This is a genomic window from Pseudomonas sp. LBUM1676 (assembly GCF_059695605.1).
Genome location: NZ_CP166777.1, coordinates 5,177,416 through 5,204,227, shown reverse-complemented (window position 1 = coordinate 5,204,227; position 26,812 = coordinate 5,177,416). Strand labels below are relative to the sequence as shown.

Below are 26,812 nucleotides of genomic sequence, written 5' to 3'. Positions count from 1 at the left end.
GAACCCCTTTGACAGCATGAAATTTCAGGGATAGCCTAACGATCGTTCATCAAACGATCGTTTGAATACGAATTGTCTGAGGTACACGATTTTGATGCCCTTCAAGCACCTTGACTCATTGATTACCATTCCGAGAGGTCGCCTCATGCAGTATGGCGAGCACCATTTCCAACCTGATTTACAAAATGAAATGCGTTGCGATTTATGTGGTGAACACGTGGCCTTCAGTCTTCACGTGCGTACCAAAGCGCCGCACCTAAACAAGCGTCTGCAGCACAGATTGAGGCGTTATCAGCAGCAATCAGAAGCTCGAGTGTCCATGTATTCGGTGTAAGAGGCACGAGCACAGAAGCTACGAGGGCACAGCAAGCAGTATTGGAAGAAGGGCACTGACTCAGAGTTGTTCAAATGGGCATTTATGAATACCCCTGGGCAGTCCGTTTCCGACTACGCATTTACGTGTAGCGCATAAAAATAACGAGGAGATATCAGCATGACGTTCGTAGTGTTGGAGGAGTGCATCCAGTGCAAGCACACCGACTGTGTCTCAGTTTGCCCAGTTGACTGTTTCTACGAAGGGCCAAATTTCCTGGTGATTAATCCTGACGAGTGCATTGATTGCGCTCTGTGTGAACCTGAATGTCCAGTCGATGCTATCCGCGCCGACGACGACGTACCGGAAGATCAAAAGGAATTTATACGGTTAAACGCAGAGCTGTCTGTTCACCCTAGCTGGACTCAGATCACCGTACAGAAGGCTGCCCTTGCCCAGCACGAACGATGGACAGGTGCTAAGGGAAAGCTGGCTGAACTAGATCGCAACGGAGCCTGACATGAGTTCAGCAGCGTTGTTGCAGGACGGGTTTCACCGTCCGATTACCTATTTGCGATTGTCTGTAACGGATCGCTGCAACTTTCGCTGCGTTTATTGCATGCCTGAGAAAATGCGCTTTCTTCCTCGTAACCAGGTGCTGAGCAAAGAGGAGCTGTTCCAAGTCAGTTCCGCGTTCGTTGGTCTCGGAGTAAACAAAATAAGGCTCACGGGAGGAGAACCGCTTGTTCATGCGAACCTACCTTGGATAGTCGAAAACCTCGCCGGATTGCCCGGCCTGGATCAGCTGGCGTTGACTACCAATGGTGAGCGTCTCAATCTTTATGCAAAGCCACTGAAAGCGGCCGGATTGGATCGCATTAATGTGAGCCTCGACAGCTTAAGGCCGAAGCGTTTCGCTGAGCTGACCCGTACCGGCAAGTTAAAGCGGGTGCTAGAAGGGATTAGTGCTGCTCAAAAATCTGGCTTCGAGCGTGTAAAGCTCAATGCAGTCATTCTTCGTGGTCGTAATGACGACGAGATCGTTGAGCTCGTAAGGTTTGCCAGGCGTGAGTCTCTCGACATCACTTTCATCGAAGAAATGCCTCTTGGTCATATCAATGAGCACGATCGAAAGCTCAGTTTCGTCTCTAGTGAGGAGATCAGAGCGACGATCTCGCATGAGTATCCGCTGATGCCGACAGATGAGAACACTGGTGGGCCTGCGCGCTACCATCGTATGGGTGACAGCCCCATCTCTGTTGGTTTTATCTCTCCGCACAGTAATAACTTTTGCGGCAGCTGCAATCGCATCCGCGTGACAGCGGAGGGGCGGTTGTTGTTGTGTTTGGGCAATGAGCACTCCATCGATTTACGCCAAGTAATACGTGAAAACCCTAATGATTCAGATGCCCTTAAAAGCAAGATCCGGCAGGCAATGTCGCTTAAGCCCGAACGCCATTACTTCGACCTCAATGAACCCCCTCAGATTGTTCGTTTCATGAACATGACGGGTGGGTAAGGATATAGGAGCCAGCTATGTCATCTGTTGCACCGGAAACAGTACTCAGTGTTCACCACTGGAATGACACGTTGTTCAGTTTTACGACTACCCGCGATCCCTCCTTGAGGTTTAAGACGGGCCAATTTGTGATGATCGGTCTGGAGGTTGAAGGCAAGCCATTGATGCGGGCTTACAGCGTGGTCAGTGCACATTATGAAGACCACTTGGAGTTCTACAGTATCAAGGTTGCAGATGGCCCACTGTACGAGCCCCATGAAAGACAGGACACCGTTTCCCCCTTACGATAAGGGATAGGCAAACGGTTATGTTTATGACTAACAGCAACGATAAGAGTGGGGAGCTTTTGGGTCAGGAGCGGCGGCGCCGCTGGAGCCCGGAGCAAAAGCTGGCCATGGTTCGCGAGAGCCTTGAGCCAGGACAAAGTGTGTCGGTGGTCGCTCGGCGCAACGGCATCAATGCCAACCAGTTGTTCCTGTGGCGCAAGCTCTATCAGGACGGCAGCCTGTCGGCGGTCAGCGCGGGTGAAGCCGTGGTGCCGGCCTCTGAGCTGAGCGATGCACTCAAGCAGATCCGTGAACTGCAACGGATGCTGGGCAAGAAGACGATGGAAGCAGAAATCCTCAAAGAGGCCGTGGAGATCGCCCGGTCGCGAAAATGGATTGCGCACTCACCCTTGTTGCCGGGGGACGACCAGTGAAGCTGGTCAGCGAATGTCTCGGTGTGGCGCGCTCGCAATTAACGGTTCGAATCAAGCAATCGGTATCGCCCAAAGTACGGCGAAGCAGGCCTGTGAACGACGCGGAGTTGGTGGCCGAAATCCAGCAACAGGTCAGCGAATTGCCCAGCTATGGCTACCGTCGTGTCTGGGGATTGCTGCGTCGCGCCCGTGAAACCCAGTTGCTGCCCGCGATCAACGTGAAGCGGGTTTACCGGGTCATGCGTGATCACAACTTGCTGCTTGAGCGCCGAATCAAACAGCCCGGCGTGCCGCGTCGGCACGAAGGCCGAATTGCGGTGGAAACCAGCGATACACGTTGGTGCTCGGACGGCTTTGAGTTCCGTTGCGAGGACGGCGCCAAACTGAGCGTGACCTTCGCCCTGGACTGCTGTGATCGCGAAGCCATCGGCTGGGTCGCGAGCCCGACCGGGTACAGCGGCGATGATATCCGCGACTTGATGCTGGAAAGTGTGGAGAAGCGTTTCGGTGATCAACTGCCCGCCATGCCGGTGCAGTGGCTAAGCGACAACGGCTCGGCGTACACCGCCGAACAGACGCGCCTATTTGCTCGGCAGATCGGTTTGCAGCCGGTGACCACCCCAGTGCGCAGCCCGCAGAGCAACGGCATGGCCGAGAGCTTCGTGAAGACGATCAAGCGGGATTATGTGGCGCACATGCCCAAGCCGGATCGAGAAACGGCGCTGCGTAACCTGGCAATTGCCTTTGAGCATTACAACGAGCAGCATCCGCACAGCGCTTTGAACTATCGCTCACCGAGAGAGTTCAGGCGCTTGGCAGCGGCATCCATTTAATGGGGAGTTGGTGTCCGGTTTTGTAGGGGCAAGTCCACCCACTCACGTCACGCCTTCAGCACTTGCAGGTTGGAGATCAACTGCTAATCGGGCGCAAGCCCACTGGCTCGCTAATCATGGACAACCTCAAACCGGGGAAAAACCTATATTTGTTGTCGACTGGGACTGGTCTGGCACCCTTCATGAGTGTTGTCAGAGATCCGGAATTTTACGAAGCCTTCGACAGGATCATTCTGACCCACGGTGTTCGTTGGAAAAGTGAATTGGGTTACTTCGAGCACATCACGGATGACCTGCCGGATAACGAGTTCTTTGGTGAGATGGTGAAGGAGAAGCTCACCTACTATCCAACCGTCACTCGTGAACCATTTGAAAATCAGGGACGGCTGACCGACCTTATCGAGTCCGGAGCGCTTTTTGAGGTGATCGGTCTACCGCCTTTTGACCCCGCCACTGATCGAGTAATGATTTGTGGAAGCCCAACAATGCTCAAAGATTTGGTGGAAATACTTGAGAGGAGGGGCTTCGTCGAAGGTACTAGCCATGCCCCCGGCGATTACGTTATCGAACGTGCCTTTGTCGAGAAATAGTTGACCAGTTCAGGGGCGCTCCTTTGCACGCCGGGGCGGCCTTGCTCGTGAGAAATTTAACTGCTTGTTCTCAGCAGGCTTCGAATTTTAATCCTCAGTTTCTTCCAAAGCTGCGAAAGTCTGCTTGGCAAACTTGCCACAAGCTTTGAGCACATCGTCTCGACTCTTTTCGCTGGCCATTGCACGAGCCATCGTAACGGCGCCAACACTGAGGGCCAAAAGTGCCCACGTGGTGCTGCCATCACCAATCACTTGCTTGAGATCGCCTTGAATGCGCTTGATTGCATCCTCGTATGATTTTTTGACGTCTTCGCTTGACCGAGCGATTTCAGCACTCAGCGTTGGAAGCACGCATCCATCCTCTGGCGTCTCAACATGCTGAACACTCATATAAGCCAGCGTCTGCTTAAGCAAGTCACGCTTCGAACCGTTACGGGCGCCTGCGTAACGCTCTCGGGTGGTCTCAAGTTCGGTCTCAATGATCTCTCCTAACAAATCATTTTTGGTATCAAAATGATGATAAAAGGTTGAGCCTTTGAGCCCAGCAGCCCCCATCAAACCGTCGACGCCTGTCGTCCCAAAACCCTGTTTTTTTGCTAATGCTCCAGCGGCTTCCACAATACGACGGCGGGTTTCTTCTTTGTGTTCAGTGGAGTATCGCATGGGAATTCTCAGTTAGCGGTCTGCTTGCAATATAGCAAAACGAGCGTTCGATGAAACTAAAACCGAATTGCCAACGGAAAATTTTCGCTTATTTCTTCACCAATCGCCCCGTCTCACGGATAAAATTTCTGGTGCATGACGGCTTGGGCATTTGGTTGGCTGCGCGACGAGATCATCGAAGAGATTGCCAACGCCATCTGGAACTCGGGTGTTGAAACCTGCAGATGCTTCTTTCGAAGTCTATAGGGAGACGTCACTCGGGGGCCATCATTACCGCGAGAGTCATTTTGATGAACTCCTCGTTCAAGCTGATGGTGTCCAGCCCTCCTCGAACGTTGCCTGCAACCTCCGCTGATCCGCGCTGCTCGACGCCAGAGCGTCAGCTCCATGATTGCGGCTACAAGGGCGAGTTGGTTTTGATTGATCTTGAAGAGTAGGGAAGGGAGCAGGTCTGAATTTTGCGTCGCGACTCCTCCGTGGAAGAGGAGAGCGTAGCAGCAGTGAAATTTTCAGGAATGGATGATTTTCAAGCAAGTAGATCCGCCTGGGTAAGGCAGACCCAGAATTTTTTACGATGCTTCCACTCGACCCATGTCCGCTTGTACTGCTCATCGGAAACTGACTACGGTCGCTTGCAATGGTGGCCTATAGCCGCTATTTGTGAGGAGGTGCTTGGGAAGGATGTGAACATGATTTCGAGATTTGTTGTTGTCCCTGCTATCCCAACGGAAACGGGATCAATGCGTAACGGATCGCGCTTTTACTGCAAGACTGCGCCCATAGGTTTCAACATCTATGACAATGAAGAGAAGCTACGTCTGACGACTACTTATCAGGCCCGAGAGGAAGCTGAAGCTGAGTGCCTGCGGGTTAACATGGAGCGGCTTCAAAGCGTCCTTTCGGAACGAGAATCCGTGACTGCGCTATAGGCATTCAATCCCGCATAGTGATCAGGAGCCTCGTTTCCGAAACAAGTGGATCAGGAACTCGCGGAAGCACGACTTACACCAATCTCACGTGGATGCTCGGTATTAAGGAGCGAACAGACAGCGTCTGCCTCCACCCTGACTTTGAACACGCCATGCCTGCTAGCTGAACCTCCCTCTACAAGGTCGACAACCCTGTATCGCTTGCTTCCATCGTCTAGTGTGGTGGTCTCAATCACTCTATATCTTGCGTGCATGGTTGCTTTCCGCGCATGAGATTGGTGACCTACAAGTACCGGTACAAAGAGACGCTTTCAAGAATGGGGTCGGCTTAAGCTGAGACAATTTGTGACGGTACCCACCACGTCGAATGAAGCACGTGTTGGCAGCAGGTGCCGTATCGAGCAATTTCCTACAGTCGATGCTTCGGGCCGGCAGGGCCCGCCTAAGCTTCGGGTTTTCTGAAGGAGGTGCAGATGTTGTCATCGATCAAAGAGTACCGACCAAGCCCACCAACGCTTGGAAACATTTGGTCAACCTTAGGACTGCCCTCGCGCGGCAAATCCCTTGATGACCTCATACACCGAGGCCCTCTTTACGAGTGTTTCAATCTGATAGTGAACAATCTGCAGGTCGAGCGAAAGGTCATTTCTCAGGCCATAGGCGTATCCCCCGCATCACTAGCATGTAGGGCAAAAAACGGGACGCTTCAGCACCTTGAAAGCTACCGCTTGATCGCATTGATTGCTGTCTTTGAGCAAGTCTTGTCCCTGTTCGAGGACGACCTCGTCGCTGCAACAGAATGGATGAGCTCGCCGGCTCGAGGGCTCGGTTCAAAGCGCCCAATCGAGATGCTGAGGACGAGGGTGGAGACGAACGCTGTGCTCGATCTTATTGGCCGACTGGAGAGCGGCATTCTTGTTTGAGATCCGATAGCCGACTTGTAGGGCTGCGGAGCTATAGCTACTACGGTTATCGCTCCTTCGGGCTTAAGCCCGGCTCGACCCCGATTTTTCAAGTGCCTTGGGCGAGTCACTCTACATTTGGCCCGTCACGACGCATTGCCGCTACTTCATTTCTCCTGGGCGTTACCAAGCCGTCCGCTATCCCAGGCTTCTGTGAGTTCGTCTATTCGATCCGCAATCTGAGGCGTTTTTGATAGGACGAAGCAGCGCGTGTTGCCGACAATCTCTTCTTTCAGGTACACCGCGTCGCCAACATCTAGCTCCAGCTCCTGCAGCGCCTCATCGGGAATTCGAATTGCACCGTCACCATCCCATTCTTCGATGATGATTTTCATAGGTGGCTTTCTCACGTGGTCTCCATTGCGCCTGATTCGGTACTCCGTTCAAAGCCCGTAGGTTCTCGACGACATTTTTTACAGATCCGGATAATCATCAAGCTTAAGGCTAGGGGCGCCTCCGTCCTCCGGCTCGCGCTTAGGCGTATGTATCACTCCTGGCTTCGGCGTCTGCACGCATCTGCTCGAGCTCTTTGTGAAATGCCTTGTCCTGAACCGTGGGTTTGCTGGTGTACGGTTTTCGGTCAGGTACAGGCTTTGCTGCATAAGTCGTTACCGCGTCTGGGTTGTGCTGCAGCTTTTCTTGAACTTGCGATTCCAGCATTGCACGGAGCGCGTCTTTGTCGGGGCGGTTCAGCAATTTGTTACTCCTATTCGGAAGCCAAGCTCTAGCTATTCGATTGGTACATTGAGCATTTGGTGAGGGCAGGGCCGTTTAAATTTGTGGTTGCATCGCAGATTGGCAGTTATCCGGATTGCAGGTTAAAGATTTTGGTAAGCCTACCAAGGCTCGGCGGCAACCGCCTGTGATGAAAATGATGCCATGGCTACAGTCTCGGAAGCAGCTTTAGAGATGGCTGAAATGGCCAGACCCTTACCTGGCCTTTTTTCATTGAGGCTCAGAGTCCAGCGAGCAATCGTTCGAACTGTTCACACTCCCATGAACTCAGTAGTTCGACAGGATCGGCTCCGTCGCACTGCCAGAGTTCGAGTGTACCGACCCGGCCGTCAGCCGACCTGCAGTACTCGCAGTAGTCCAGGGTGTCACAGTCATTGAAGAGGGTGAGTGCCCAGTCATCAATTTCCACGGGCATGAGGCCGTGGTAGATCTCATTCCATGACTGGATGGTACTTCGCATCATAATGCGTTTGCCGAGTGCGACTTCCGCGAGCACCTGGCAAACCTCGTGGGCGGTGAGGGGGGGGGGTTGTGTTCAAATCATTTTGCTTACAAGTCATCGTTTGCCCGTAGCTAAGCTGCGGTATGAAGTGGCGTGAATGGAGAGGTCGCTCGTTCGGGCCAACGAGGCCCGGCTAGCCTCACAAACTCGAAAACTACTCACTCAGGAGTCATGAGCACCGCTAACGTGATGTTGATGAATTCTTCATTCCTGCTGATTGTGTCCAAAGCACCGCGTACGTTGCCGGCGACCTCCGCTGATCCGCGCTGCTCGACCCAATTGGCTAGTTCCATGATGGATGCTTCAAGAGCAAGCTGGTTTTGATTGATCTTGAAAAGCAACGATGGAAGCAGGTCTGAATTTGGCATCGATTTTCCTCCATGAAAAAGCCAAGCGTAGCAGGATAAAAATTGGAGCATCAGCTACGTCAGTTCGATGCCAAGGGGAGGCGAAACAATTGGTCGTGAATTTGCTTTCGCGCCTTTCTTGACTACTGGGCTTCCTAGGCAAGACTGAGTTCAAATTCCCCAGTCGAAGGAACGTCATGATCTCTGCTCTTGAGCTCCGACATATCATTGAGAGCGGTTTATTACCACGCTCCTGCACCTGCACGGTGAACCCAAAAGGGGCGCTTTTGATCAAGATGATTGAACCTTCCTCAGGCCATGTCGAACTGTTTGTCCCCGGCGTGTTGGTATCGGCTCTCACGTCCAGTCGGGCGATTTCAAATTTGATCGCCGAACTCAGAATTGAAATGGCGGCGCGCAAAAAAGTCTGCGTGAGCGCGGCGGTGAATGGTGGACTCGCAGCATCAGAGTCACCAAGTCACGTCGACTCAAGTCTTACGGATGGGGTGATCAGGCTGCAGTAGGGTCGCAACCGCGATGACCAGGTCGTCCAGTGACCAGGGCTTGTGCAGATAGATGGTTGATGCAGGTACTGTCGCGGGGTCAATCAGATACCCGGACGTCAGAATTGCAGCGATGTACGGCCATCTACCTCTGACCATTTCAATGAATTCGATACCTTGAATCTGCCCCGGCACGCCATGGTCTGCGATCACCAGCCGACACTGATCATGCGCTTCCAGCAGATAGGTTAACGCGTCATCAGCTGTTTCGAACGCTACCGCTTTAGCGCCTATCTCCGCCACGATATCCACCATCAGCGAACGCAACGTCGGGTCGTCTTCGATGACGATAATCTCTCCTTGAACTGGTAATAACCCTTCCCAATTGACATTCACTTATCGATTCCTTAGCCGGGCAGAACGTGCCGGCATCTCTATGGTAAGGATCTGAGTCTATGCCCAATTTCGAGAGGGGTGACCCTGAAAACAATTCGTTTGATGTCTCACATCAATGGATTCGGTGTGTACTGGTAAGGCAAGGAATTATCACGTGGCCGTCTGCATTGAGCCCAGGCAGTCCAACACGCAAAGATCAGGCGATGTACCTGAAGTCACCTGGGCGGTTGAAAGCTCCAAGGGCTACAGAGGTAAGTGTTCTGTCACGGCGATAGCGCGCATTCGACCGTGCGCGCTATCGATAGGTATCAGCCAGTCATACTTCATCTAGGAACCAGCTTGGGATGGGTCGACTTCGCTATCTTGCGTTGAGCCAGCGGTTGAACGGTCAAAATCCTCTTCGCCGGCTGATTTTTCAGCAGTAAACCAGTGTTCCAAGTCTTGTCCTTGCGGCTTCCCATCTTTTTCCCACAGCCGATATGCAGCTTCTCGAATTTTTTGCTCATCCATCTTCGAATTCCTCCCATTTTTTCACTGAGTCATTTTCGGGCGAAGGAGAACCAATGTCGTCCCCCGATCCGTCTAGCAGGATAAGGGTAGTCGTCATAACAAGCTCCGCAATCGCGTTTGATCGGATAGCTTTTTCGACCGCCTTCGGGCCAATGCCGGCGCTGGCTGAGGAGCAAGGGCAATGAGCTAAGGGTGCTGACGCCCCCAGTGCTTAGGCAGGATTCGTGGATACGACCGATTTGTACCGAAAGCGTCATCGCTCCGAACTTTCTTTCGATCTTCCCAGTCGACCAAGCACAGGCTCATCAGCACACCTGTTAGTGCCTGTGAGCACCCCGTCGCAAGCGGCCCACGACGAATCAGGTACAACGATAAAATTGGTGGTCGCGATGAATTGTCTTATTTGTGTCGGTGTTGCAGAGCGCATTCAGTGTCATGGCCCATGGGAAGAGAGGGATTGCCCGGATTGTGGGCGCTACCGAATTTCTGATGAGCTCCTCTTGGCCTTGATGGATCAGGGCCAGATTTTCGATGTCAGCAAAACGAGAGGTTGGCTTGATAGCAGGCGAATTGAAGTCGCAATTCCTTCCATTGAGCTTCATCAAGCCCTATTAGTGTCGTGAGTGGATCGCGTCAATCTCAAGACAAGCCTACGGGGGATGCGTTGTCACTCGAGAGGAGTCGAAAGTGAGTGCCTGCGATTGACCTGGAGCGGTTACAAGGCGTCCTGTCAGAGCGAGTATCCATACCGATATTCAGACGTTCACCAATGTCACACGATTACTCTGGGTTAGGCCTCTGGCGACTCGCAGATCAGCATTGGTTAAGCGGTGCCGTAACGTACGCTCCTCTCCCGTGGATGCTCGGCGTTCAATAGTGAGCAAACAGCCTCTGCATCAGCCCTGACTTCGAATACGCCGTGCTTGCTAGCTGAGCCTCCTTCCACGAGATCTACAACCCTGTATTGCTTACTGCCATCGTCCAGTCTGGTGGTCTTGATGACCTTGAATCGTGGCTGCATGGACTCGTTCCCTGCTAAAGAATGGTGCTCTACAAGTACCGGCATGACTCCATGATTTCAACCGCTGTGCAGGACTGAGCTGAGACAATTTATGACAGCGCATCGCACTTTGTCCTTGAGAAGGACGGCGCATCGATGAGTTAAGGGCTTCGCAATTCTTCGTTGCAAGGAAGGTCAAACCCAGGTTGTTTAGATGGCGCTCTTGCTGCTTACGTTTTCATTAGCGCTGCCAGCTTTTTTGAGACCCGATACACCCCTCAGGCGACCTGCAGCGCTCTAGCAATTTACTGCTTGAACATTCCTGCAATGATCCTCGCGTCTAGAAGGGCATGATGAGGAAGGGGAGAGCCATCGTTGCAAGCTTCCAAAGTCACTGCATTGGTGAGAACGTTCAGCACGTTATGCGGCCACTTACCTTCAGAATATGCGAGTTCACAGAACAGCATCCAATCGAACTCTGGAGCGTCGGTGACTAGCTCCACTGTCTCATGGAACGACTCCAGGTATTGGAGTAAGGCTGCTCGGGCGTCGATGATGGGCATAGCATAGGCACCACCCCACATCTGAGGCAGCACTATTTCGATAACGAAATCGCTGCAGTCTTCTGGCCGCCAGGTGTCTAGAAGCTCAACGTAGAACTCGCGACCATCCTCTGCGACCAAGGCGAGCGAGATGAGCTTTGCTTGGGCCGACAGATGCGTGAATTCACAGTCTAGAAAAAGCTTCATTTGTGTGTCCCGAGGGTCGGATTCAAATCAATCTCGATCTGAGTCATGACACACCCATAGCGGAGATGCGTCGGTGAGGTGAATTATGGATATGGCTGGCTGCGATCCTCTTTGCTATCGCTCCTTCGGGCAAGGCCCGGCTCGACGTAACGCTTTGAGATAGTCCGTGCATAATCCCATTAAGTTTAGATTCCGGCTAGCCAAGCCTTGACGTTTAGGTACTCCGGCCTAGAAGCTCGGCCTAGGCAATTGGAGGCGGCAGGGATCTATGGACTGGAAGCTAGAAAGATGCGTGCGGTATCTCTATGTGCTTGAGCTTGCCAACGGTAAATTCTACGTTGGTCAGGCTAAAGATCCCGACAGACGCATCCGCAAGCATTTCAACGGGAGCGGCTCAGAGTGGACACGCTTGCATCCGCCTGTGAAAGAGCTTATGCGCAAGTGCCTTGAAGATGTGGACTACCGAGGCGGTGAGCTTGAAGAAAATGAAATCGTGCTGCTACTGATGCGTGAGCATGGCTATGAGAATGTGCGTGGGGGATTCTTTTGCAACACGAGCGTCGAGCATGTTGAAAAGGGGCTCATCAGCCATGGCTACGGTTCGATACTATCGACCGCTTCATCCTCGGGCGACCTAATCAGCGCCGGTATCCAGGTATACAGCGTAACCAATACCATCACGACAAGCTTGCCACCCAGTCGAGCTACTCCTGCAAGCGCCGCCCTAACATCGCGTTTAGCCAAGCGGGACGCCGAGTATTTCCTGTTTGTTCTGAAGCTGGAAGGCGACTGCTACTACGTTGGTTACAGCACAAAGCCGGATGTGCGTATTAACCGCTATTTCGCCGGCAAGGGATCGGATTGGACAGCACTTCACAAACCCGTTGAAGTGTTGACTACGCGCTCCCTAGGCGCTCTGTGCGAGTCCGACGCTGCTGCCAAGACTGCCGATGCCACGGTTTCCATGATGCGACTGTTCGGTTGGCGTAATGTACGCGGCGCTGCCTGGAAGTCGGTTGACCCTGACACTACCCTCAAGCAACTCCGCGCCTCTGGCTTTTACGAAATCGCCAAATAAACCGGTTATTCCTCTGCGCCTCCAATGACTGACCTTGTTAAGCGTCGCCCAAAACAAGGCTGGCGGAGCGATGCAGAGACCGGTTCTGCCCAGAGGATTTTGAGGGGGGGGTGAGGTGCATCTTTCTGGCGGCCCATTATTATTAGCCAGTACTCACTCAGTTTTTAGGAGGTTCACGAATATGCGTTTTGATCCCAACCTTGATAAAAGCGTATACGAGGTATCGGTCGGTTATATGGTAACGCTCAGCTATATCGGCTACGTTCTGATGTCGATTACTGGCGGTATGTATGAACGGGTAACCCCTTTAGTGGCTTCATCTATTGCTAGCGTCGCGTTCGTCGTAGCTTTTTTGCTGGGTAAGAAGTACCGGCAGCGAGTCGACGAATTTCTTGATCGAGCATCTTTTACATTACTCATCAAAATCTGCGCCAAGGCTTGGCCGTTTTGGTTGTCGATGACGTTCCTTAGCGCTGTGGCGGTAGGGCTCGTTTCTGCGGCGCAGTTTGATCTGTGGAATCAGCTCATGTCCTTCGGTGGGGTAGTCGGACTGCTCGTACGCTTCCTTGCTGCCAACCTGCTTCCTTCATGACCCAGGCTCAGTTTGCATGGGGATGTTCTAGACTCAGCTGGGCTCTCACCACCCGTAACGCCTCCCTTCATTGGCTCATGTCGGTAGCGCAGATTCGCGAGTCGCTTCACGTGAGAAGCGTTAGTCGACAAGTGCCTCACGCCAATGCTGCTCAAGAGCTGTGATGGTCTGCGTGGTGACCCACGGCTGATCAAGGAACTCCGTCGGGCTGGAGTCAGCGGTGGCCACAACGTTGCCAAAGGCGTTGTCGTAGAACACATTGGTCGAGATCCAGTTCGTCACTGAGGTGATGATTTTCAATGCCTCATCAACATCCTCGTAAGTCACCTCGGGGATTGCGTCAGCGTGCTCGTTTATGTGATGTATATGGGGCCTCGCCGCGTATTCACTGGTACCGCTGTTGGCGGTAGCATTAGCCAGCGTTTCTCTCTGAACCGCAAGGAGGAGGTGGCAATGGATGAGGTTCGCGAACTTGAGCGCTCGCGCATCAAGGCGTTTTATCGACTGCTGGTCGAAAGGCTGGGTGCGCAGACTTGGGAGAAGCGGAAGGCCCGCTATGAGGCGCGTATTCGGGAGAAAGAAGCCACGCTGGATATTGCCTTGCCGATCGAACCACAGCTTTTCGTGCCAGCGGACGACGACATCGACTGGTACATACTCGCTTGCGAGCTGGCGTTCGATGTCCAGCAGAGCGACTCCGCCTACAGCAGCAAGCGCATCTATCCCTTCGCCATGGCAATAGGCGCCGTTGCTGAACAGCTTGGCGCCGTCCCCAACGTTGGGTCTGTGTTGGACAAGATGTTGGCGAACAACAACAAGCCCGACACCCAACTTTTCGAGCTGCTGACCGCAGCGTTCTACCTGAAGAATGGCTACAAGGTGGAGTTCCTGCCGGAGCTAAGCCTGACCTGGCCAGACGGGAAGACTAAGAAGACACCAGACATGCTTGTTCATTTCGATAATGACAGCATGTATGTCGAGTGCAAAAGGGCCGCTCAGCAGACCCGATATTCCCTGGAAGAGCAGGACGCCTGGGGCCTAATTTGGGCTTCGCTCAGCCGATACCTGTTAGACAGAGCTCCGTGGTGCATCGTCGATCTCACGTTCCACAGTCAGGTCAAGCTGACCAGTGTCCAGGAGGTGATCCAGGTAGTAGAGCTGGCACTTGAGAGGGGCGGGGCTCGGGTAAGACAGGGCTGCATCAGCGCTGCCTTACGCTGGGTCGATCGAGCCCCGCTTGAGCGTCACTACCGCCGCTTCCTGGTCAGGCCAAACTGCCCTCAACAAGAGCAGCTGGTGTTCGGTGACGTAGACACCAATGAAAAGCGCAGCATCGCCACCATCGCTAAAAGCATTGAGCGCGTGGGGTCGCCTGACAGTATTCTCAACATTTTCTTAGATGACATAGCCAACTGCGTTGCAGCGCAATGGCGTTGTGATCACGAGATATCTCTTGGGCTTCGTTCTAGGCATTTCAAAGGCTTGATCCACGACGCTGCCACGCAAATTCCGCCCGATAAGCCTGGCGTGGTTCATGTGATGTATGAGACTCGTGACGGCATCGATATTGAGGAGCTCCGTCGCGTCAAGAATATGGACAACATCGCAGGCTATGATGCGTCCGGCACCACGGTGCTGGGCATCCTACTGCACGGCGTGAATTATTACCCACAGGCGCAGGGTTATCAGTGGGCTGAAACCACGCAGGACTTTTCTCGCGCCCCCGACTTCATGGATCTATACCCGAGGCAGACCCTGATGCTGTCCTCTGGCACGACAAAGGAGGTCGAGGGGGACACTCACTGGGCCCAAGACAGAGCTTCAAAAGAGCCCCGATAACGATCTTCCGACGCTAGCCCACCTCGCTGATCAGCGCAGATTCTGCCTTAGGAGGAGTCGTCAGGTCGCTTGACGCCGCCCGGCCCGGAGCACTCATCCGCTGCTACCAGTCTCTGGCTTGAGCCAGCTTTTCGGTGATCTCTGGGACTAGGAATGCGATGAGATGGTTGAGGCTAGGATCCTGGCGGAAATCTTCGTCATAGTTCCGCATGCCCTCCTTGATCATTTCCGTGCGCCGAAGCCACGTACCTTTGCTGTCTTGAGCCTTGAGAGAGTCTTCATGGCCGCACAGTCTCAGCGTCCACCCAAAGGCGTAGAGGAAATCCTTGTAGTGATCGAAAGCCGTGTTGGCGACGTTCAGCAGTCGAGGCAGGTTGTAGCCCACCGGGCGCCCAAAGCGGGCACTCAGCATGATCGAGATGGCACCATGAAATTTGCCCGTGCGATGATCCACCGGCAACTGCAGGCGCGGCATGGCTATCCGCATCTTCTCCCGCAAGGTTACCCAGGCCGCATCCGTTTCCCTGCAGTCGTTGGCAGCGTGCTGGTTCCAAAAATCATAAAAGGCCTGACGAACCAGGGATTTATCCAGCGAGCGTTCGAGTTCAGCTCGCTGCGCATCGTAATCGTAGAAAAACACCTTCTGTTCTCTAGGGTCGATCGTCAGCTCATCAAGGAACACTTGCGCCATCGTCCAGCGATTGAAGATTGTATTGCCTCGCAACTCCGGAGTGGGGTACCAGCAATCCAGAGCCATGCGCTTGGCCTGTATGGAGCGCTCAAGTGTTGCCTCGTTCACCAGGAAGACGTTGTGATTGTTGAGGTAGAAAATGTCCTCTTCGGCAGTACGCGTCGTGGTTGGATCGAAGCTGTGGAAGACCCAGACCATTCCGCCGTTGTTGCGCCGGTAAAACTCGCGTCGGCCTACAATTTCGCTTAGAAACGTGGTCGACAGCTGAACCTCGAACGCCAGACGCTGACCTGCATGTTCGACCTGGACATCCGGCTTTCGCCACTGTGCTCGCTCAGCCAAACGCAGCCCTTTCCAAACGGCCTCCACCAGCGGCTCAGTGCATTTTTCGTCGGCCATCAGGCTGTCGCGGATAATGGCCTTGAGTCTCAAGTGCGCCGCGCTTTCCTTCGCCGCGTTGTATTTGATGCATTTGATCTGATCGGCGCTCAGCTCGCCCCGTGTCGAGATCGAACATTTCTTCTCCGCTTCTTCATTCAGGTGATGGCGGAAATGAAAGTACCGATCTTTCGTACGCACCAAGATCACAGGTGCAGAACACAGCTGGCAGACCAGCCAAGGTGCATCTGGATCTCGGGCATATCGGGCCATCAATTCGGCTCGGTCTTTCATGACCAGGCTCAACTCCCGGCGCAGGAACACCTGGGGGTCGATATTCAGACCTGTTTCCATGTCGAGGATTTCGGTCAGAAGCATCGTGTCGGTAGGCTGTGCCATTTCGTGGGTGTACATGCTGCGTCCTTACAGGGGGTATGTACCCTCAGCATCCTGATTGCGGCTGGGCCTCGCCACCGAACATCTTACACTTGCTATCACCCAGTCGAGTCGACGGCGCACGGGGGCGTGGTCGTGGAGGTCTCGTCAAAAAGGTACGGGGTCAGCTTCTCTGAGCGCGGCCTCAATCCTGCGCCTGACATCCAGGGCAAACTCACTTACGGTGCTGATGGCCTGATCCACCTCTGCTGGTGACAGCTCGATAGGCTTGTCATCGACCGTCTTGCCATTGCGATGGACGATGTCATGTCGCTTGCTGCAAATGCGGCCAACTCCCGCCAGGTCTAGGTCTTTCATGTGATCGCCAAACATCACGCCCAAGACCTCCTTGATGGTGGCGACGTTGTGAAATGTTTGCTCGGCCAAGATTCTGAGGACGATGGTTTCCACCACCTTCGGGTTTTCAGCGATCTCCTTCAGAGACACGGAGACAACGTTCACCTTTTTGTAGCCTGCAGCAAGCGATCTCAGCAGGTTTTCGTCGCTTACGACAAGCTTGCGCACCACCGAGCTGATCAGCGCTTCCATGAGAGTGACGGTATGCGCATAGACGAGCTTGAAGACAGTATTGGCGTTGGGAGTTTGGGTTGCAGCAGCCAACAGGCTAGCCGTGGCCGCTAGCTCAGTTTCGAATTCTTTGAAGAATTCCTGGTGAGAGTGACGATTCAGCCATTGGATCTCGGCTCTAGCGTCGAGCATGTCTGAATATTCGGCTGCCAGCTTTTCCCATAGCTCTGGCTCTTCGTCCGGGTCGATCTCAAATCCGTATATCTGGCGACCCCATTCGATACAGGCTTCCTGTTGAACCTCGAAAAAATAGTCTTGGGTCGAGCTCACGGCGTGTCCTCTGACGTGTAAGGGGAGTGGTGATCGCGGCCACGCAATCATCGGTCATGAGTGGCGAACGAGGTGTTGGTTTGCCGAAGGCGATCAGCGATCATCATCGGCCTCCGCGCAATTGTACTTTGCCGCCATTATGCAGAAGGACGACAGAACCGCCATGACAGCCGAGCAATACGTGTGCTTCAAATGCGCCACGGATCCTTTCCTGGCTCGGCAGATTCAACGCAACGGCATATCCGTTACATGCTGTCTCTGTGAAACCAAACGCAGGTCGATCTCGCTACCGAATCTAGTGAGCCGCGTAGAAAAGATTCTTGAGGCCTATGTCTGCCCAGGGGAGCACCATTTCACGTGGAACGATGGTCACGGCTCGTTCCAGCGTCAGTACGGGGAGCTGATCGACGTCTGGGTGGGAGAGATTTTCGGTTGTGACAACATCGACCCTGTCGTAAAGCTTGTTTGTCGAAACCTGACCAATTACAGCGACGACGTGAACTACGCCCACTTGCCCTATTTGCCTAGCGACTTCAGATACCAGTGGGGCGAATTCCAAGAGGGATTGGCGCACGGGAACCGCTTCTTCAATGAAAGCGCGAAATCGTTCCTGGACTGGCTGTTCAAGGATCTGGCGAAGTATTCCGCCTCATCAAGCGACCATGCGGTGGTGCGGATTCTGTCGCCGGAAGAAGCCCCTTCGATCTATCGCGGCCGTTCATGCGCAACCGCCGGAGACGTCAGCAAGATTAGCGCTGACCCGGCTTGCAATCTCTCAGCGCCGCCCAAAGAAATCGCAGGTGAAGGGAGGATGAATCCCGCCGGCGTGCCGGCCTTCTATGGCGCCTTTGAGCGCAAAACCTGCGTTGCTGAGTTACGCCCTCCGGTGGGGGGCACCGTTGTCAGTGGTGAGTTCAAACTGACCGAATCGATCAAGGTTCTGGATTTTGGCCGGTTCGAGAGCGCTGACCTGGGGCCAGAACCTAGTTTTTTCGAGTCCAACTACTTTGAAAAACGTGGCCGTCGTCAATTCCTGAAGTACCTTCATAACCTGATCACCGTCCCGGTGCTTCCAGGCTCCGAGCGCAACTACCTGACATCACAAGCCGTCGCCGAATACCTCGCCACGCACTGCAAACCTCGCATCGACGGTCTCATTTTCAAATCTGTTCAGGCACCGATGGGCAACAACATCGTTCTGTTCTCTCATGTGGCGTGTGCACCAACGCCAACGTTCTGGAGTGTGGATGGCGCAATGGGAGTGATGGGAGCCAAGCCATCCAGCGGGTCTTGCATTGAGTACGTAGCTGACAGTCTTGTCTACCATGACGTGCGCTGCGTGGCATACGAAACGGCTGATGAGCCATTGTCGGAAGATAAGCCAAAGCGCAAACCGGAGCCCGTGTGGGAATTCTAATGACACCCGATGAGATGCCACTGCCGGGGCCAAACCAGGCTAAGCCTGTTCCCATCTGAGCGCTGTAAACTGTTCCAACCTTTTTGACTCTAGAGGTGGCGAGATCCTATGGCGCGCGATGACTTCAAACTGAGCACCATCAAAAAGCTTCGAGATAGGGTCGCACATCGGTGCTCGAACCCGAGCTGCAGAGTCGCCACATCAGCCCCACAGGATGAGGAGGGGGTGACCAATGTCGGTAAGGCGGCCCACATATGCGCCGCCTCGCCCGGCGGTGCCCGCTTCGACGCCGACATGACCAGTAACGAGAGGAAAGCCTTTTCAAATGGCATTTGGCTTTGCGCGATTCACGCCGATGAAATCGACCGAGATTTAAACACCTACACGGTCGAGTTGCTCAAAGGCTGGAAGAAACAGGCCGAAGCCACTGCTAAGGCCGAGCTCGGCAAACCCCAGCCCTCAGCTCAAGACGCACCCGATCTCTTGGCCATGACCCTGACTGGATTGCCAAAAAGCTTCTTGCCCACGGCGATTCAGAATGCACATGCAGCGACTGCAAAAGTCCTGTCACAGACTGATCCTCGCTTCGATGTCATCACTAGGTACGATCCTCATCACGGTACCGTTTTCCAAGTGAATGCGAAGGAAAACGTGCAGCTTGCCATGACCGTAGGGGGAAAGGATGCCCCAGTGGCTGCTACAGGTTTCGACGTGCTGTTCGAGCATGGTCAAAGCTTGGAGCTGGACATGACCAACGTCGCCATCCAGGGATCGCCACTGTTCGACGCGATCGTGGACATGACCAAAGGCGCGGGGGGAAAGATGCAGATTTTTCGCCCTCCTACCCGTGTGATCCAGAAGATCATTCTGACGGATCCGGACACCTTTGAAACGCTGGTGTTGGACGACATGCCTGGAGAAATCGTGTGGAGCACTAAGTCGTTCTGCCTTAAGGGCGAATCCATGGCTGGGATGCTCAAGCTCGGTGCCGAGGTCGACGATGGGGGCGCGGTTTCCAAAGTGAACTTCAACATCAGCGTTGAAAGCTGGCAGTCGCGCCCGGTTGACCAACTGCCCTGGTTCTCGAAAATCGCTCAGTTTGCTGAAGCTGCGGTCAACGGCTGGAAAGTCTCCCTCATAGTTGAGCTCGATGGTGAGCGACTTTACGTCATGTCGATCAATTTGCGGCCTGAAGGCTTCAAGCGACTGACGACCCTGATGACCTATTTACAGTGGGCGAGACGCCTCACGGAGTTTCTGGGCATATCGCTCAATGTTGACCTGACCTCTGGTCTCACGGATGAAGACTACGTTGAGCTGAAAGACAGCGTGGATGCCATTGATGGGTTCTACAAGCCGCTGGAGAGCATCAAATTCCCTATTCGAAGCGCGACGAGAATGGATGAAGTCGAGGCCAGCCAGTTCCAAAACCAGCGATATCGCTTCAAAGAATTCGACGCGACGGAGAAGAAAAGCATCAACGTATTTGGCCAGGCGGTTTCTTTACCCCCGGTTCACATCATGATCAGGAACGGGCTCTTGGAGCTGGTGAGGTACGAGAATACGATCGCCAGCTTTCATATCTATCCACTGGAGGACTTCGACGCGTACTGTCAGTTTGCAGAGAAGTGAATCGAGCCTCACTGTTCGGGCTATGTGAGCTCCCAGTAACCTTCGTCTCGCTTACTTATACCCGCGCGCTGGTCAGGCTTGTGCCGGTGCCTGACGACGTAGAACAAATCCCGGAACACCTTTGACACATTGGCGATGTAGCTATGGCCTAAGCCGAACATGTCCTTTCCCGCAGCAGATACGTCTACGGTGGCCAAGTAGCTCATGACCAGTGGGGGATTGGCATCCCCTGCCCGGGGATAGCTGTGAATGAATCTAGACGCTGCAATCGCTCTATCATGCCGGGAAGCGTAGAGCGTTACTTGCTCGAAGGTATCGAAAACCTTTCCAAATTGTTTGAACCGGCTGGTGTCCACGTCTGGCGCCGCCAGGATGATTTGGTGGATGGGAGCCGTACCAGGCTTGTGCGTCCAGTTTTCTAGAACCGACAAGAGGGCTCTGTTACCGATGCTATGTGCGACGATGTGTAGGGCTGACAATCCGAGCTGCTCTGTTACATCCCTCAAATACTATCTGAGATTGCTTGCTGACCACTCTACCGTCGCTTCATCTGCGGGATAGCCACCGGGCGTACCAAGTGACGCCCACGAGAAGCACAGCATCAGGCCCGGGAATCTCAAGTCGTGACAGAGCTGGGCTGCACGCCACAGCGCGGCATCGAAGCTGACGTTAAAACCATGGATGAATATCCGTACGGTGACCTAGCGTCCATGTCCTCCCCGAAGGATCTCCAAATTACGCTCTTCGCCTATTTAAAGGATATCTAATAAATCTCTGTGCATTGTGGGGCTAAAAACTAGGACTGATAGCCCTTTGCGATCATTGACTTTTAAGTGCTACTATCGATCGGATCCAATAAATTAAACTGTATTTATATACAGGGTCTTGCTTGTTTATCTTTCTACTGTTTATGCATACAGCATGGTTTACATTAAAAATTTACGAAATATGCCGCTCAAATATCTCAATGAGAAGTTAGTCAACTAGCGTGCCTTGAAGGCGCTCGTGGAATGTTTATGGATAAATTGCTAGATAAATTACCCTTCGATGCAACGAAGCTTTTCGAAGCACTCCAGTATCAGCTCGTGGTTGCGCTTGAGTATTGCTACAAGCTGGAAAAGGGTAAGCGCTTATGGGTTGAAGTTTACGGTGATGTGACCCTAGAAGACGTTGCTCAGATTGAGGTCAAACTGTACGCCGACACCTTGAGAGACGGTCACCCCAACATCTGGAACACTTTGAACAACTGGCTGAACCTGGCGTTTGACCATCGTGCTTACGCTCGCCTCATGCTGGTCACAAACCAGGAGTTTTCGCCTAAGTCGACCCTTGCGGATTGGAATGACTGCTCAGCGCAGGAAAAATTCGGCCTCCTGAAAGCAATCTACGACGCATCCGAGCGGCGATTCAGTGCCTCAAAATCAAAAGAGCCCTCAGAAGCCCTTGAGTTGCAACGTTCGGTTATGGCTCCTGCGTTAAGGAACGATTTGTTGGAGATACTTGAGAGGGCGGTGTTCATCACAAACTCTCCTGCGCTGCAGGACAGGCTCCATGACTTCAAGGTGCTGCACCTGAAGATGATCCGAGAGTCGAAGCATCAACGCTATCTTGATGACATCTTGGGCTTCATTGGCAGCACCAGGTTTATTGATTCGGGTTGGGAAATAACCTGCGAGGATTTCTCAGAGAAGGTCGCCGAGCTCACTAAGCGCTACATGAAGCATTCGAGTGTCTTCCCGGAAGTGGATGTGGATGCGCTGGAACAGACAATCAATCTGGATGAAATCTCCGATCGCCTATTCGTTCAGAAAATTCGGGAGATCGATGGCGAGGCCCAGGTCAGGCAGGCAGCGCTTCAGTTGCTGATCGCCGCTGAGGTCATTAACGAGCTTTACGATGACAGCTTGGCCTCTCAGAAGGATATCCAGCGCTATCAGGATAACCACCTTCAGCGTCACCTCTCGGGGCGGTTAGGCGCCATAATTGGATGCATGGACGATACTCGCCCGATTCAGTTGAAGCGTAAATCGCTAATGTTTTTCTTTCAGCAGCATGCCGCAGAGGTGGTAAGGCTAAACACGTTTGAAGACACTACAGTCGAATTTCGTAATGGCATGTACCACATGCTGGCAGATAAAAAGGCTGAAAAGGAAAGTAATGAGTTTTACTGGAGGCTATGGTAGTGAACACTAGTGCTGCTGATCACATCTATACCCTGCGCCGGACACCTTTTGCTCTCGCACCGGTCATACACTCTTTCTATGATCACTGGGATCCGACCGAGAAAGATATCCTGCTTAGCTACTTGATTTTGCCTTTGATTACCTACAAGCCTCTGCATAAGTTTTTACACTATGCGGGCAAGAAAAGTTCCCTGCGTACTATGATGCAAGAGCCTGAGCGTTTGTTGGGTTTGGAACTGCGCATCGAAGAGTTTAAGCCTATTACTAATGCGGCGCTGTTAATACTCAGATCTGAAATGCGGCTGGCAATTAATGAGGATATGTCAGTGGCGTCTCTAGGTAAGATTCAGGAAAAAAATTCTGACGAGAAGCTACTCAAGTATGCCCGCAAGCTTGCAGTGGTATTCACTGGTGAAAATGTTCTGTCAATTTATAGGTCGTTGGGACTCAAATCGCTATGAACTGCTATGTCAAGTATATCGGCGTTGTTGATAAAGATAGCCGACTTCATTGGGTCGAGTTCACCCAAGGACTTAATATTATCACCGGTAAATCGTCCACCGGCAAAAGCGCAATCTTGGAAATCTTCGACTACTGCCTGGGCAGCAGCGAGGACACCATTCCCGATGGCAAGCTGACCGATCGAGGTCAGACCTTCTTCACTGTCCTGGAATTCCCAGCGCTCACCCTCGTAATAGGTCGCGCAGCAGCCTCGAAACGCTGCTTCCTACGTGAGGTCACCGGGGTGGAGGCCGAGGACATTCTTGGTTTGATGGGGCATGTACAGTATTTCTTTGATGAGCGGCACTTCATTCATCGGGATCAATACCTGAAAAGCCTAGGCAAATACTTCGGCGTGACCATGGAGAACGTCGATGTTGATGGGGTGCTCAAGGAGATCACGGGCAGCAAAGGTTCAACGCCGTCGGTACGCAGCTTCCCGTCGCTCATGCTCCAGCACCAGAACTTGGTCGCGAACAAGCATGCGATCTTCTATCGGTTTGACCAGAAGGTTAAACGCGATCAGGCGATCGACCATTTCAAGATACTCATGGGTATCGTGAAGGAGGAGTATTTTGACCTGGCCAAAGAGCATGCCGAAGCCGCCTTCGAGTTACGCCGGGTTAAGGCCAAAATCCCGAAGGACGACCAGCTTAGGGAGGAGGTCATTGCCAGTTTCGACAGACTGCTGTCGGAGTACAAAGCGCTCGCCGGTAAGTCACTGTTCGAGATGACGGCTGAGGAGATCTACATAAAACCCAAGGTCGCGCTCAGAGAGATGCTCGGCAAGCCGGTGACCGTGGATGGCCTGGCAGGTGATTATGAGGCCACCCATAACTCGTTACGGGACAGAAAAGCCAAACTTGTGTTTGAGCTTCGCACTGCCCTCGGCAAACTTAATCTCTTGGAGCGTTCGGTCGAGAAGGCTAAAGGAATAGGCACCTCTTTTGCTGAGCTGACCGTCCCACGTTCGACTAGCTTCGATCACACATTGTGCCCTGTGTGCGAGGCTCACTCCGAGGTGCCTGAGGACGAAGCGAACAAGCTCACCGAAGCTATCGAATGGCTGAATACCCAGCTCAAGCTCTCCTCCTATGCTCGGGAAAGCCTCGGCCAGGAGAGCCGCGACCTGAAAGAAGAGATCAAGAAGATCCGTCAGCAGCTTAAGGAAGTTCAAACATCCTTGAAACCATTCGAGGAGCATGCCGAGCGGTTGGCCCAGGCAAATTCGCTAGAGGATGCTCCGAAAAAAACGAAGCTGCTGCTCGAGATCGAGATCGACAAATTCCTTGAGAACCCGCCGTCCGATTTGAAGAAGATGGAGGAGTACTGGGACGAACAGGTCAAGACGCTTGAAGGCCTGATGGCCATGCACAATGTCGAAATCGAGCTCGACAGGCTTGCGCGAGACATCAACAAGAAGATGAAAGAAATCGGCAAGCATTTCCATTTTGAGGAAACCTACAAGACAGGGTCTCTGAAATTTGACCTGAATAGCTTTGACCTCTGGCACGAGAAGGAGGCTTTTAAGAAGGTCTTCCTCCGCTCGATGGGCAGTGGTGCGAACTGGGTTTACTCCCACCTCACTCTGTTCCTGGCCTTGCACTATCAGTTTGCTGCACGGGCGAAAGACTGCAAGATTCCGCCGATTCTCTTCCTCGACCAACCGACGCAGGTTTACTTCCCTTCCAATGACGAGGGTGAGGAATTTGAAGCTGAAAACCTGTGGGCGGACGACAAGAAGGATGCAGATCTGCACGATGATATTGATGCTGTCTCCAACATGTTCACGCAGCTCGCCAAGTTCTGTGATGACACCAAGCGTGAAACGGGGGTGATGCCTCAAATCATCGTGTGTGATCACGCAGACGGGCTAAAGCTCGGCGAAGGTTACAACTTCAACGACTTTGTTCGTGCCAAGTGGCGTCAGCGTGGCTTCATCGCTGACTGAGGCTATATCGGTTGCCAGCAGAGCCTGATCTCTCGGTTAGGCTTTGTCGTTTTAAGAATCTCATCCGACGCCGATGATTCTGAGCAGCCTTACCCCCCCTCGTTAAAGCTAATTTGTTTCAGATCTGCAGTGGGGGAAGCGCGATGATTGGTTGCAAGCAAAGTTGCTTTCAAAGTCGAGTTCTCGGCGAACCAGAAGTGCGAGCACAGGTTCATACGGGGCGGGGGCTGAAGCTCCAGAGCAATAAATCGTTTCTTCGGGCACTTGAGCCCGGCTAACGCAGTCAGGTAAGTATATATTTCACGATGGAAGCAAAATTTTTAGCGTCGTCTAACCCTCGGTGATAGTTACCCTGCCAAACCCAGCCCAGCGATTCTATTGTTTGCTTAAGTGATTTCGGCCGATTGTCATACAAGCCTGAATGCCATTTCCTGGCATCGAAATGGGGCAAACCTTCGAGTAGGAAAGGGCACGCAGCAAACCCTGCGTCTCGCTCAAGTTGCCTTGCATCACAGTCCCTCCACGACGCCTAGGCAGCGGGTGAATATCGCGGTAGAAACTCTCCTAACTCCTGGCCGACCTCTTTATAGGTACCGGCACCGTCCACATCTGCTGGAATGGATGTGAGCCTCTTGGAGAAGTCGGCGAGGAGCGGTTTGATTTGAGTTTGAACGAAACGCTGGAACGCATCGACGATCTCAAGCGATTCCAAATCGACTACCACCAAGCCAATCTCAATCGCCTAGTCGTTCAATGACCCCGGCATGCTACCAAGATGTCAAGTCAACTCGTTTCGCCTAAAATAACGTTATCGATGCACGGGTATTGGGCATCCAGCAGCTTCAGCGTTGTTTCGCCCGGGCCATTATTCGAACACAATCCCATAGAAGGATGCATATAAGATGAGGTGGAAAGATGGTCGTGGTGTCCCGGCATTGCCTGTAGCTGCTTGCTAGAGAAACCAACCTTGTAGGCTTTTGGATTATATTCAGGCCGAGGCGTTTGAGCGATCAGGAATGCCTCAATATTGTCGGCTTTGACTGCCTGATTAACGATTTGGTTATCAGAGTGTCCGTAGTGATTTCGGTAGACGCTGAGAAGCAAGAAAGGCCAGTTATAAATCGTTTCCTGTAGCTCACCCAAATCGAAGACTTCGCAGTGACCGTTTTCGTAAAGCTCAGTCCAAATTGTAAGAAGGAATTCGCCTGTCAGCGTTTGTAAAGGAGGGAAGTCAACATCGTCTCTATGTATCTCAGCTGACAGCGCAACGTCATGGAAGCTGGAGTATCCAAGACAGTGTGCGAGGATTTCCTGCGCCTCGGAAAGGCGAAGCGGCCTGGTACCCAGCCAGTCTCGTTTGAGACGTTTCGCCAGTCGTGTGAAACCGCCGTTTTGTAGGTCTTGAGGAAAAATAGGAACTCGCATATTCATTCTCCATATGTCGACGCGGTGTCGGCTGCCCGCAGTGACTGATGTCGAATGCATGCAAAGAAGAGGGTGTTGTAACCTGTGCGTTAGCTATGCGTGCCGACCGCTCGATCCAGGAAAACCGATACAAGCGAACATGCTAACAGAGGTGTGAGGGTGGGCTCAATGGATAGGCGACAAGTTGGGCTGCGGAGCTAAGCTAATGGGCTATTGGTCTTTCGGGCTTTGGCCCGGCTCACCCTGGAGCGCTGCCCGATTTTTGTGGCTGGTCTCATCGTAGTTTTTTATATACATAGCAGTTATCGCGGGGTTGAGATGGTTTAACATTTTAGAAATTTCTGAGCGTGAAAGAAAATTGCTGACCTCAAAAAGCGATTTTACAAGTTTTTTCCGATCAGCATGTTTCATAAATTATCCTTTGGGTCGTTTTTATTAGTTGCTGTGAAGTCTGAGGTAGCGAAGCTACATTTATTCTTAGGTTGATGAGTTTTTTTCTGGGTATAATTTTATTTAAGTTAGATGGGGTAAAATACCTAGCGTCCAGATGAGGTTGTTTTGTATGTTAGCGGTTGCGTCTA

The 26,812-nt window shown here is 52.8% G+C and carries 26 protein-coding genes and 5 pseudogenes; 16 read left to right on the top strand and 15 right to left on the bottom strand.

Annotated features, from left to right (window positions below; translation table 11 throughout):
* The first annotated feature begins 493 nt into the window (after positions 1 to 493).
* The 5 genes and pseudogenes from fdxA to ACA041_RS24010 all read left to right on the top strand — a co-directional run.
* Positions 494 to 832 carry a ferredoxin FdxA gene (gene fdxA / locus ACA041_RS24030; RefSeq protein WP_497438013.1) on the top strand — a complete coding sequence of 113 codons (339 nt, stop codon included), beginning with the start codon at positions 494 to 496 and terminating at the stop codon, positions 830 to 832.
* A 1-nt stretch (position 833) separates the two neighbouring features.
* Complete coding sequence (moaA, locus tag ACA041_RS24025; protein WP_497438012.1) at positions 834 to 1,832, top strand: GTP 3',8-cyclase MoaA; 999 nt, start codon at positions 834 to 836, stop codon at positions 1,830 to 1,832.
* A gap of 17 nt (positions 1,833 to 1,849) precedes the next feature.
* A pseudogene (locus ACA041_RS24020) lies at positions 1,850 to 2,077 on the top strand (FAD-binding oxidoreductase); the annotation flags it as partial.
* A 68-nt stretch (positions 2,078 to 2,145) separates the two neighbouring features.
* A protein-coding gene (locus ACA041_RS24015; RefSeq protein ID WP_497434342.1) for an IS3 family transposase occupies positions 2,146 to 3,365 on the top strand; the annotation gives its coding sequence in 2 pieces (ribosomal slippage) (positions 2,146 to 2,491 and positions 2,491 to 3,365; 1,221 coding nt in all).
* A gap of 38 nt (positions 3,366 to 3,403) precedes the next feature.
* Positions 3,404 to 3,955, top strand: a pseudogene (locus tag ACA041_RS24010) (ferredoxin--NADP reductase); the annotation flags it as partial.
* Between the two features lie 87 nt (positions 3,956 to 4,042).
* Here ACA041_RS24010 and ACA041_RS24005 read toward each other — a convergent pair.
* Entirely contained in the window at positions 4,043 to 4,618 is a 576-nt protein-coding gene (locus ACA041_RS24005; RefSeq protein WP_497438011.1) for a TetR/AcrR family transcriptional regulator, read from the bottom strand.
* A 50-nt stretch (positions 4,619 to 4,668) separates the two neighbouring features.
* Here ACA041_RS24005 and ACA041_RS24000 point away from each other — a divergent pair, with 50 nt between their 5' ends.
* On the top strand, positions 4,669 to 4,833 hold the full coding sequence (locus tag ACA041_RS24000) for a hypothetical protein (protein WP_497438010.1): 165 nt from the start codon (positions 4,669 to 4,671) through the stop codon (positions 4,831 to 4,833).
* Between the two features lie 38 nt (positions 4,834 to 4,871).
* On the opposite strand, the pseudogene ACA041_RS23995 reads toward ACA041_RS24000, so the two are convergent.
* Positions 4,872 to 5,067: pseudogene (locus tag ACA041_RS23995) on the bottom strand (hypothetical protein).
* Between the two features lie 953 nt (positions 5,068 to 6,020).
* Here ACA041_RS23995 and ACA041_RS23990 point away from each other — a divergent pair.
* Positions 6,021 to 6,470 (top strand): Xre family toxin-antitoxin system antitoxin, encoded by a 450-nt coding sequence (locus ACA041_RS23990; protein ID WP_497438009.1) that lies wholly within the window; start codon positions 6,021 to 6,023, stop codon positions 6,468 to 6,470.
* Positions 6,471 to 6,616: 146 nt separating this feature from the next.
* Here the strand turns inward: ACA041_RS23990 and ACA041_RS23985 are convergent, their stop codons facing one another.
* From ACA041_RS23985 to ACA041_RS23970, 4 genes and pseudogenes are all read right to left on the bottom strand, one after another.
* On the bottom strand, positions 6,617 to 6,844 hold the full coding sequence (locus tag ACA041_RS23985; protein ID WP_497438008.1) for an AbrB/MazE/SpoVT family DNA-binding domain-containing protein: 228 nt from the start codon (positions 6,842 to 6,844) through the stop codon (positions 6,617 to 6,619).
* 139 nt (positions 6,845 to 6,983) lie between these two features.
* Positions 6,984 to 7,205 carry a hypothetical protein gene (locus ACA041_RS23980; RefSeq protein WP_497438007.1) on the bottom strand — a complete coding sequence of 74 codons (222 nt, stop codon included), beginning with the start codon at positions 7,203 to 7,205 and terminating at the stop codon, positions 6,984 to 6,986.
* Positions 7,206 to 7,464: 259 nt separating this feature from the next.
* A pseudogene (locus ACA041_RS23975) lies at positions 7,465 to 7,752 on the bottom strand (DUF7693 family protein); the annotation flags it as partial.
* A gap of 152 nt (positions 7,753 to 7,904) precedes the next feature.
* A complete protein-coding gene (locus ACA041_RS23970; RefSeq protein WP_497438006.1) occupies positions 7,905 to 8,114 on the bottom strand; it encodes a hypothetical protein in 210 nt (69 codons plus the stop codon).
* A 176-nt stretch (positions 8,115 to 8,290) separates the two neighbouring features.
* On the opposite strand from ACA041_RS23970, the gene ACA041_RS23965 reads away from it, so the two are divergent.
* Positions 8,291 to 8,617, top strand: a complete 327-nt coding sequence (locus ACA041_RS23965) for a DUF1652 domain-containing protein (RefSeq protein ID WP_497438005.1) — start codon at positions 8,291 to 8,293, stop codon at positions 8,615 to 8,617.
* Here ACA041_RS23965 and ACA041_RS23960 read toward each other — a convergent pair.
* The 3 genes from ACA041_RS23960 to ACA041_RS23950 all read right to left on the bottom strand — a co-directional run bounded on the left by ACA041_RS23960 (position 8,582) and on the right by ACA041_RS23950 (position 11,251).
* A complete protein-coding gene (locus tag ACA041_RS23960) occupies positions 8,582 to 8,992 on the bottom strand; it encodes a response regulator (RefSeq protein ID WP_497438004.1) in 411 nt (136 codons plus the stop codon). The genes ACA041_RS23965 and ACA041_RS23960 overlap by 36 nt on opposite strands.
* Positions 8,993 to 9,319: 327 nt before the next feature.
* A complete protein-coding gene (locus tag ACA041_RS23955; RefSeq protein ID WP_497438003.1) occupies positions 9,320 to 9,502 on the bottom strand; it encodes a DUF2934 domain-containing protein in 183 nt (60 codons plus the stop codon).
* A 1,305-nt stretch (positions 9,503 to 10,807) separates the two neighbouring features.
* Positions 10,808 to 11,251 carry a 3'-5' exonuclease family protein gene (locus ACA041_RS23950; RefSeq protein ID WP_497438002.1) on the bottom strand — a complete coding sequence of 148 codons (444 nt, stop codon included), beginning with the start codon at positions 11,249 to 11,251 and terminating at the stop codon, positions 10,808 to 10,810.
* Positions 11,252 to 11,519: 268 nt separating this feature from the next.
* Here ACA041_RS23950 and ACA041_RS23945 point away from each other — a divergent pair, with 268 nt between their 5' ends.
* Positions 11,520 to 12,329, top strand: coding sequence for a GIY-YIG nuclease family protein (locus tag ACA041_RS23945; protein ID WP_497438001.1), 810 nt, complete (start codon positions 11,520 to 11,522; stop codon positions 12,327 to 12,329).
* A 181-nt stretch (positions 12,330 to 12,510) separates the two neighbouring features.
* Positions 12,511 to 12,921 carry a hypothetical protein gene (locus ACA041_RS23940; protein ID WP_497438000.1) on the top strand — a complete coding sequence of 137 codons (411 nt, stop codon included), beginning with the start codon at positions 12,511 to 12,513 and terminating at the stop codon, positions 12,919 to 12,921.
* Positions 12,922 to 13,041: 120 nt separating this feature from the next.
* On the opposite strand, the gene ACA041_RS23935 is transcribed toward ACA041_RS23940, so the two are convergent.
* A complete protein-coding gene (locus tag ACA041_RS23935; RefSeq protein WP_497437999.1) occupies positions 13,042 to 13,221 on the bottom strand; it encodes a hypothetical protein in 180 nt (59 codons plus the stop codon).
* A 153-nt stretch (positions 13,222 to 13,374) separates the two neighbouring features.
* Here ACA041_RS23935 and ACA041_RS23930 point away from each other — a divergent pair, with 153 nt between their 5' ends.
* Positions 13,375 to 14,760, top strand: coding sequence for a hypothetical protein (locus ACA041_RS23930; protein WP_497437998.1), 1,386 nt, complete (start codon positions 13,375 to 13,377; stop codon positions 14,758 to 14,760).
* 103 nt (positions 14,761 to 14,863) lie between these two features.
* Here the strand turns inward: ACA041_RS23930 and ACA041_RS23925 are convergent, their stop codons facing one another.
* Together ACA041_RS23925 and ACA041_RS23920 are read right to left on the bottom strand one after the other, a co-directional pair.
* Complete coding sequence (locus ACA041_RS23925) at positions 14,864 to 16,243, bottom strand: DUF6035 family protein (protein WP_497437997.1); 1,380 nt, start codon at positions 16,241 to 16,243, stop codon at positions 14,864 to 14,866.
* Between the two features lie 129 nt (positions 16,244 to 16,372).
* On the bottom strand, positions 16,373 to 17,122 hold the full coding sequence (locus tag ACA041_RS23920) for a hypothetical protein (protein WP_497437996.1): 750 nt from the start codon (positions 17,120 to 17,122) through the stop codon (positions 16,373 to 16,375).
* A gap of 139 nt (positions 17,123 to 17,261) precedes the next feature.
* Between ACA041_RS23920 and ACA041_RS23915 the strand changes: the two genes are divergently transcribed.
* Together ACA041_RS23915 and ACA041_RS23910 are read left to right on the top strand one after the other, a co-directional pair.
* Positions 17,262 to 18,539 carry an RES family NAD+ phosphorylase gene (locus ACA041_RS23915; RefSeq protein WP_497437995.1) on the top strand — a complete coding sequence of 426 codons (1,278 nt, stop codon included), beginning with the start codon at positions 17,262 to 17,264 and terminating at the stop codon, positions 18,537 to 18,539.
* A 225-nt stretch (positions 18,540 to 18,764) separates the two neighbouring features.
* Complete coding sequence (locus ACA041_RS23910; protein WP_497437994.1) at positions 18,765 to 20,171, top strand: hypothetical protein; 1,407 nt, start codon at positions 18,765 to 18,767, stop codon at positions 20,169 to 20,171.
* Between the two features lie 20 nt (positions 20,172 to 20,191).
* Here ACA041_RS23910 and ACA041_RS23905 read toward each other — a convergent pair.
* Positions 20,192 to 20,854 (bottom strand): annotated as a pseudogene (locus tag ACA041_RS23905) (alpha/beta hydrolase).
* A gap of 333 nt (positions 20,855 to 21,187) precedes the next feature.
* Here ACA041_RS23905 and ACA041_RS23900 point away from each other — a divergent pair.
* Genes ACA041_RS23900 through ACA041_RS23890 form a run of 3 tightly spaced genes read left to right on the top strand, consistent with a single transcriptional unit; the run spans position 21,188 to position 24,806 of the window.
* The gene (locus ACA041_RS23900) at positions 21,188 to 22,354 is read left to right on the top strand and encodes a hypothetical protein (protein WP_497437993.1); all 1,167 of its coding nucleotides are present in this window, start codon (positions 21,188 to 21,190) and stop codon (positions 22,352 to 22,354) included.
* On the top strand, positions 22,348 to 22,815 hold the full coding sequence (locus ACA041_RS23895) for a three component ABC system middle component (RefSeq protein WP_497437992.1): 468 nt from the start codon (positions 22,348 to 22,350) through the stop codon (positions 22,813 to 22,815). The genes ACA041_RS23900 and ACA041_RS23895 overlap by 7 nt, the downstream gene beginning before the upstream one ends.
* Positions 22,812 to 24,806: a DUF3732 domain-containing protein gene (locus ACA041_RS23890; RefSeq protein WP_497437991.1), complete on the top strand. Its 1,995-nt coding sequence runs from the start codon at positions 22,812 to 22,814 to the stop codon at positions 24,804 to 24,806. Before ACA041_RS23895 ends, ACA041_RS23890 begins: the two co-directional genes overlap by 4 nt.
* 529 nt (positions 24,807 to 25,335) lie before the next feature.
* Here the strand turns inward: ACA041_RS23890 and ACA041_RS23885 are convergent.
* Both ACA041_RS23885 and ACA041_RS23880 read right to left on the bottom strand, forming a co-directional pair.
* Positions 25,336 to 25,533: a 3'-5' exonuclease family protein gene (locus ACA041_RS23885; protein WP_497437990.1), complete on the bottom strand. Its 198-nt coding sequence runs from the start codon at positions 25,531 to 25,533 to the stop codon at positions 25,336 to 25,338.
* Positions 25,534 to 25,589: 56 nt separating this feature from the next.
* The gene (locus ACA041_RS23880) at positions 25,590 to 26,231 is read right to left on the bottom strand and encodes a hypothetical protein (protein ID WP_497437989.1); all 642 of its coding nucleotides are present in this window, start codon (positions 26,229 to 26,231) and stop codon (positions 25,590 to 25,592) included.
* Between the last annotated feature and the right edge of the window lie 581 nt (positions 26,232 to 26,812).